This is a genomic window from Kitasatospora sp. NPDC057512, assembly GCF_042802135.1.
In the GTDB taxonomy this organism is placed as follows: domain Bacteria; phylum Actinomycetota; class Actinomycetes; order Streptomycetales; family Streptomycetaceae; genus Kitasatospora.
This window is the reverse complement of the sequence record NZ_JBHVET010000522.1, coordinates 1-6,272: the sequence shown is the minus strand read 5'-3', so window position 1 is coordinate 6,272 and position 6,272 is coordinate 1. Positions and strand designations below refer to the sequence as shown.

Below are 6,272 nucleotides of genomic sequence, written 5' to 3'. Positions count from 1 at the left end.
GGCGTCGACGGCTTCCGGCCCGCGACCCGCTACCAGGGCACCGACCTGCACGGACTGCTCGCGCTGGTGGCGGCCGGGCACGGGCTCACCCTGCTGCCCGAGCCGGTGCTCGCCGCGGCGCCCGGGGTCGGGTACGCGCCGATCGCCGCGCCGCGGCTGGTGCACCGCACGGAACTGGTCCACGGCAGCCTGCCGGAGGGGCCGGCGGCGCTGCTGGCGCGGCTGCTGGAGGAGTCCCGGGACCAGAGGTCCTGAGGCCTCGGAAATCGGTTGCGCGGGCCGTCGATGCCGATGAAATGATCAAGCGATGAGCACCGGAATCATCATCAGACAGGTACGGACCGAGGACTGGCAGCGGGCCCGGGACCTCCGCCTGGACGCGTTGCAGGACCCGGTCGCGGCCGTGGCCTTCCTGGAGACGTACGAGCAGGCCGTCACCAGGCCCGACGAGTTCTGGCAGGACCGCACGACCCGGGCGGCGACGGACCCGCACGTGGCGCAGTTCGTCGCGGAGGCCGGGGACGGGCGCTGGCTCGGCAGCATGACGGCCCTGGTCGAGCGGCCCGGCGGGAACGGCGCCCTGGAGGGCGACGTCATCGAGGTCGAGCAGGCGCACGTGGTCGGGGTCTTCGTCCGGCCGGAGGCGCGGGGCACCGGGCTGGCGCTCGACCTGATCCGGGCCGTCCAGGAGTGGGCGTGGTCGCTCACCGAGCCCAGGATCGAGCGGGTGCGGCTGTTCGTCCACGAGGACAACCCCCGGGCCGAGGCGATGTACCGGAAGGCCGGCTTCGAGCCGTCCGGGGTGACGCTGCCGGTGCCCGGCGGCCAGGCCGGCCGGGAGGTCGAGCTGGTGGTCCTGCGGGGCTGACCGTACGGGCCGGGGCGCGTCCGGCGCGGCGGTGGTTGTGGAGACGCGGTCACCAGGCGTTCACGTCCCGGGTCTGACGATGGTCGGCCGGGCGGTGCTGTCATGAGCACAGTCGCCCGGCGAGAGGCCGGGCCGGACCAGGAGTGCTTCCCCCATGATGCTCCGTCACCGTCTCACCGTCACCGCCTCGGCGGCCGTCCTCGCCGCCGCCGGGCTCGCCGCCGGCACCGCGCAGGCCGCCGCCCCGGCCCACGGAACCGCCCAGAAGGCCCGTACGCTCGCGGCGAGTTGTTCGCAGGCGTACCTGCCGCTGCCCGACCCGTCCTGCACCCCCGGTGCGTACAACCCGGACGTCACCCAGGCGACCATCGGCCAGACCATCTGCGTCTCCGGCTGGACCGCCACCGTCCGCCCGTCGACCAGCTACACCAATGCGCTGAAGGTGCAGCAGATCGCGGCCTACGGCTACGCGGACACCAGCACGGCGGACTACGAGGAGGACCACCTCGTCCCGCTGGAGCTCGGCGGCGCCCCGCGCGACCCGGCCAACCTGTGGCCCGAGCCGCGCTACGGCAGCCAGCCGGCGCAGAGCAAGGACTCCGTCGAGACCAAGCTCAAGAACGCGGTCTGCGGCGGCCGGGCCGGCCTCGACGACGCGCGCGCCGCGATCGCGAAGGACTGGACCACCGCGCTCAGCGTCCTGGGGCTGTGAGCCCGGCCCCGCGCTGAGGGAGCCGCCCGGTCCGTCCCTTCCTGGGACGGGCCGGGCGGACCGGGTGGGCGCCGGGCGGGCCGGGCAGACCGGGCGCGCGCCGGGCGGACCGGGTGGGCGTCGGGTGTCAGCGCCCGTCGCAGCCGGGGAGTGCCTCGCACATCGCCGCCGTCATGCCGGTGCCGACGGCCTTGTCCTCGGGGGCCTTCCAGGCGTCCTTGGGCTGGGCGCCGGCCTTGGTGGTGGCCCAGACGGCCAGCTCGCTGACCGTGCCGCCGTCGCCGACCACGTACTCGTGCAGGGTGACGGTGCCGCCGTCGGCCTGCGGGACGGTCAGGACGGCGGCGAAGTACGGCGCGTCCGGGGCGCTGTCGACCTTCACGGTGGCGCCGGGCGCGGTCTTGGCGCAGGACTTGAGCGCCTCCGTCAGGTGGGCCTCGGCCAGGTTGGTGGACTGCTTGGCGCCGCTGCTGTGGACCGGGTCGCCGTGGAACAGCAGGGTCTGCTGGGCCGCCCAGCGGTCCCCGCCGAAGCCGACCTCGGACTTCGCGGCGGCGGTGCCGGTGAACAGCGGCTCGTCGTCCTTGGCGATCGCGGCGCGGCACAGCTCCAGGCCCTTGAACTGGACCGGCCCGGAGACCTGCTTGGCGTTGGCCGCCAGCGGCGTGTAGTGGTAACTCTCGTCCATCGGGACGCTCTTGGTGTCCATCCAGGCCTTGTCCGGGATGCCCTTGTCGGAGCCGGCGGGCTTGGTGGGGTTGGTGCTGGGCGTGGGAGCCGCGGCGGGGAGGGCGGTCTGGCCGCCGCCCCCGTTGTCGGGCCCGCAGGCGCTGAGCGCGCCCAGGCAGACGAGGGCTGCGGCGGTGGCGGTGACGACTCTGGTGGTGCGCAACTGACGGTTCCTCGGGTGTCCGGTGGCGTGGAACGGGGTCGGCCGCGCACCGCCCTGCTGCCGGGCGCGCAGGACGGGGCCGACCGCGGGCCGCTGGTGCGCGGCGCCGGCCGTCCGTCCTCGCCGCCCGCGCGACGCGCGGTCGCGGGCACTCGGCATGGCGGGCCTCCCCCTGGGCGTAGGGCCGTCGGCTCCTCGGCCCGCCGCCCGCCTCGGAGATGAGGGGTGGTCAGGGTCGTGGCGGCGCATCGGCGGCGGTCGAAACCTATGCCACCGAACGGCCGCTCGCAAAGCCGGGTTCCGGCCGGAGGCCCGGATTCCCTTTGGGGTTGGTGGGGCCCATGGGGTGGGTGGGACCGGGCGGCAGGTGGCGGTCGAGGGAGCTCCGAGGTACGCGGCCGACCCGGGTGCAGCGCATCCGGGCTGGTGGGGGCGGGTGTGCCGCCCCCGGCGACCGACGGCGGAGGGGTGCGCGACGTCGACACCAGGAGCTGAACCGTGCGACGGGCGGCGGCCGTCGAACGGGGAGGAGGGCGCGTGCCGTGGTGCGGGTGTGCCGTTACGCGTGGGTGCCCGGGACGCCGAGCTGCTGGGCGAGCCAGGGGAGGGCCTGGGCGAAGGACGCGGCGCCGGTCTGCCAGGTGTGCCTGCCGGAGCCCACCACATTCACGGTGCGGATGCCGTCCTTCTGGGCCGCCGCCTCCAGGGCCCTGGCGGAGTCGATCTGGCCGTGCTCCTCGTCGCCCTGGGCGAAGTAGCCGGAGACGCCCTGGTACCTGGGATGGTGGGCGAGCACGGTCAGCGGGTCGTGGGCGGCCCAGGCCGCCGCGTCGCCCCCGTACAGCTCCTGGACGGTGTGGTCCTTGTCGCCGGTGGAGGGGCCCTTGTCGCCGGAGAAGTCGCCGAAGTGGGTGAAGACGTCCGGGTGCTCGACGGTGAGGCCGACCGCGCAGGTGCCGCCCATCGACCAGCCGGCCACGCCCCACTTGTGCGGGTCGGTGGCGGCGTTGAAGGTCTTCTGGACGAACGGCGGTACGTCCTTGAGCAGATGGCTCTCGGCCCGGCCGTGCGGGCCGTCCACGCACTCGGTGTCCACCCGGAAGCCGCCGGTGGCGTCCACGAACACCAGGATCGGGGCGAAGCCGTTGTGCCGGGCGGCGAAGGCGTCGGCGGTCTTCACGGCGTTGCCCGAGCGGATCCAGTTGTCGGGCGCCGCGAACTCGCCGCCGATCATCTCCAGGACGGGCAGCCTGGGCCGGGTCTGGCTGCGGAACCAGGCGGGCGGCAGGTAGACCAGCTCCTGGCGGTGGGCGAAGCCGCTCGCGGTGTCCGGTATGTCGACCGGGACGATGCGGCCGGTGCCCGTCCGGCCGTGGATCGACTTCAGCTCGTCCAGGGTGATCTGCTCCGGCAGCGGCTGCCCGCCGAGTTCGCCGATCGCGTCGTCCAGCGTCGGGTAGTAGCCGGTGGCGATGTTCACGCTGTTCGCCGCGCAGAACAGCGCCAGCAGCACGGTCGGCGCCACCAGCGCCCGCCGCCACCACCGCGCGCCGCGCCAGCCGAAGCCGAGCACGCACAGCGCCGCCACCGCCACCCCGCTCCACAGCCAGACCCCGAACGGGACCGGGTCGGTGATCCCGCCCAGCGCCGGCACGGCGACGGCGCCGGCCGCGGTGAGCGCCAGCGCCGTCCCGAGCGCGACCGGCCCCCGCCTCCGCAGCCACACCCGCTCCCGTCGGGCGGCGGTCGCCAGGAGCAGCGCGAGGGCCGCGGCCTGGACCGTCCACGGGAACCAGCCGTCGAGCAGGGAGACGTTCATACGGCCGGAGGCTAGGGGCGGAGGATGAGAGGCTGGTTAGAGGCTGGCAGTTCGCTGGAAGAGCGCTGTGAGGAGGAAGGGGACGCCGAAGGCCTCGGAATCCGGCTCCTGGGCCGTCATCGGGCGGATCTCCAGCGGCTCGAACTCACGGAACAGCGAACGCAGTTCGGCCGGCGAGTAGGCCAGCCCGCCCTCCAGCGAGCCGAGCCGGTAGAGCTCCTCGTCGGGCCGCTCGGAGCCCATCGCGCCGGCCGCGAAGGCGGTGACGGCGAAGTGCCCGCCGGGAGCGAGGACGCGGTCGAGGAGGGCCAGGTAGCCGACCCGGCGGTGCGGCGGCAGGTGGTGCAGGCAGCCGGAGTCGTAGACCAGGTCGTAGGCGTCGCAGGGGAGTTGGGCCTCGAAGATGCTCGCCCGGTGGAAGCGCGGGCCGGCTCCGGTGCCGGCCTCGCGGGCGCGCTCCTCGGCCCAGGCGAGGGCGGTGGCGGAGAGGTCGACGGCGTCCACCTCGAAGCCGAGCGAGGCCAGGTGGATCGCGTTGCGGCCGGTGCCGCAGCCCAGGTCGAGCACCCGGCCGGGGGCCGGCGGCAGCAGGCCGCGGTCCAGGTAGGAGACCAGGTTCTCGTCCGGCTTCGGCGCGAAGAACGGGCGCTCGGCGGACCGGTCCTCGTAGAACCGGTCCCAGAACGGTTCGGCCGGCCGGAAGAAGCCGTCGAGGAGGGCGAGGACGTCTTCGGTGGTACGGATCGTACGGTTCATGCGGCCGAGCGTAGGACGCTCGGAGGGCGGACGCGATCGCCGCAAAAGCCGCTGCGCGGTGGGCTGTTGGGGCCCTTCCGCTCCTGGTGCGGACGGGTGCTTCGGGGGCCGGTAGGCGGGCGGCGTCGCTGTCACCGGAGGCCGGGACGGGCCGTTTCCGCCGGGCGGGGAGGGGCTCCGGGCAGGGGGTCGACATCACGCTTCGATCAAGGATTCCCGGAAGGGACTCCCAGGCCTCCGCCAGTGAGGTGGTGTACGTTCGAAAAGTTTTGCCCGCTCCACGCTCCGCCCACCACGCCCACCGCCGACCCGGAAGACGTTTGCCTGCCGTGATAACGCCGACGACCGCTCCGTCGCACGAAGCCCGACCGACACGCCCCTCCTGCCGGAGGCGGACGACCGCCCTCGGCGCCGCCGCCGTGGCCGCCGCCCTCCTCGTGGCCGGGTGCAAGGCCTCGACCGAAACGGCCGACAGCACGCCGGTGCCGATCCCGAGCGTGATCGGAATGCACGGGGACAAGGCCAAGGACGCCCTCCAGAAGCCGGACGCCCGGGCCGCCAAGAACGTGACGTTCCAGGACGTCCACGCGGGCGAGTCCCACACGCGATCGGTCCTCATGCCGAGCCACTGGAAGGTGTGCTCCCAGCAGCCGGCCGCGGGGGAGCCCTCGGCGAAGGACACGACGGTGACGCTGTCCGTGGTGAAGAACGAGGAGGACTGCCCGGGCAGCGCATCGCCCGCGCCGTCGGACCCCGCCCCGGCGGCCCCGGCTCCGGCCCCGGCCGCGCCGGCCGATTCCGTGGCGCCAAGTACCCCTCCGGCGCCCCCTGCCCCGGCTGCTCCCGCCCCCGCCGCCCCGCCCGCCCCCGCCGCCCCGCCGGCCCCGGCTCCGACGCACGCCCCGCCGGCGCCGCAGCCCGCCGCGCCCTCGGAGCACCAGGCGTCAGCCTGCACCACCGACTCCAAGGGCAACTGCATCGTCCGCGGCCGCATCTGCCCCAACAGCGCCCACGGCGACACCGGCAGCGACGCCAACGGCCACGTCCTCACCTGCCGGGACAACAACGGCTGGCGCTGGGAGTAGCCGCCCGCCGAGCCGGGGCGGCCGACGAACCGCCCCGGCCCGGTAGTGCCGATGGTGGATCAGACGGAAAATCGCGCGTGCGGTGTGGCGCGTTCCCACACCGCCTCGAACGCGCCTGGGGAATTCGACCACGGTCTTGC

General features: G+C 74.6%; 7 protein-coding genes. 4 read left to right on the top strand and 3 right to left on the bottom strand.

The window, feature by feature from the left end:
* The 3 genes from ACFU6K_RS28105 to ACFU6K_RS28095 all read left to right on the top strand — a co-directional run.
* Positions 1-255, top strand: a 255-nt coding sequence (locus tag ACFU6K_RS28105; RefSeq protein ID WP_380667609.1) for a LysR substrate-binding domain-containing protein, incomplete at its 5' end; no start/stop codon positions are given.
* A gap of 52 nt (positions 256-307) precedes the next feature.
* Entirely contained in the window at positions 308-868 is a 561-nt protein-coding gene (locus ACFU6K_RS28100; RefSeq protein ID WP_380667607.1) for a GNAT family N-acetyltransferase, read from the top strand.
* Between the two features lie 154 nt (positions 869-1,022).
* Positions 1,023-1,580, top strand: a complete 558-nt coding sequence (locus tag ACFU6K_RS28095; RefSeq protein WP_380667605.1) for a hypothetical protein — start codon at positions 1,023-1,025, stop codon at positions 1,578-1,580.
* 127 nt (positions 1,581-1,707) lie between these two features.
* Here the strand turns inward: ACFU6K_RS28095 and ACFU6K_RS28090 are convergent, their stop codons facing one another.
* The 3 genes from ACFU6K_RS28090 to ACFU6K_RS28080 all read right to left on the bottom strand — a co-directional run bounded on the left by ACFU6K_RS28090 (position 1,708) and on the right by ACFU6K_RS28080 (position 5,047).
* A complete protein-coding gene (locus ACFU6K_RS28090) occupies positions 1,708-2,631 on the bottom strand; it encodes a hypothetical protein (RefSeq protein ID WP_380667603.1) in 924 nt (307 codons plus the stop codon).
* 400 nt (positions 2,632-3,031) lie between these two features.
* Positions 3,032-4,291, bottom strand: coding sequence for an alpha/beta hydrolase (locus ACFU6K_RS28085; protein ID WP_380667601.1), 1,260 nt, complete (start codon positions 4,289-4,291; stop codon positions 3,032-3,034).
* 36 nt (positions 4,292-4,327) lie between these two features.
* On the bottom strand, positions 4,328-5,047 hold the full coding sequence (locus ACFU6K_RS28080) for a class I SAM-dependent methyltransferase (RefSeq protein ID WP_380667599.1): 720 nt from the start codon (positions 5,045-5,047) through the stop codon (positions 4,328-4,330).
* Between the two features lie 506 nt (positions 5,048-5,553).
* On the opposite strand from ACFU6K_RS28080, the gene ACFU6K_RS28075 reads away from it, so the two are divergent.
* A complete protein-coding gene (locus ACFU6K_RS28075; protein WP_380667597.1) occupies positions 5,554-6,132 on the top strand; it encodes a hypothetical protein in 579 nt (192 codons plus the stop codon).
* Positions 6,133-6,272: the final 140 nt, after the last annotated feature.

What these genes read in the sequence shown, in the direction of transcription:
- ACFU6K_RS28100 (WP_380667607.1), top strand. Translation starts at nt 308, where the DNA reads ATGAGCACCGGAATCATCATCAGACAGGTACGGACCGAGGACTGGCAG.
- ACFU6K_RS28095 (WP_380667605.1), top strand. Translation starts at nt 1,023, where the DNA reads ATGATGCTCCGTCACCGTCTCACCGTCACCGCCTCGGCGGCCGTCCTC.
- ACFU6K_RS28090 (WP_380667603.1), bottom strand. Translation starts at nt 2,631, where the DNA reads ATGCCGAGTGCCCGCGACCGCGCGTCGCGCGGGCGGCGAGGACGGACG.
- ACFU6K_RS28085 (WP_380667601.1), bottom strand. Translation starts at nt 4,291, where the DNA reads ATGAACGTCTCCCTGCTCGACGGCTGGTTCCCGTGGACGGTCCAGGCC.
- ACFU6K_RS28080 (WP_380667599.1), bottom strand. Translation starts at nt 5,047, where the DNA reads ATGAACCGTACGATCCGTACCACCGAAGACGTCCTCGCCCTCCTCGAC.
- ACFU6K_RS28075 (WP_380667597.1), top strand. Translation starts at nt 5,554, where the DNA reads ATGCACGGGGACAAGGCCAAGGACGCCCTCCAGAAGCCGGACGCCCGG.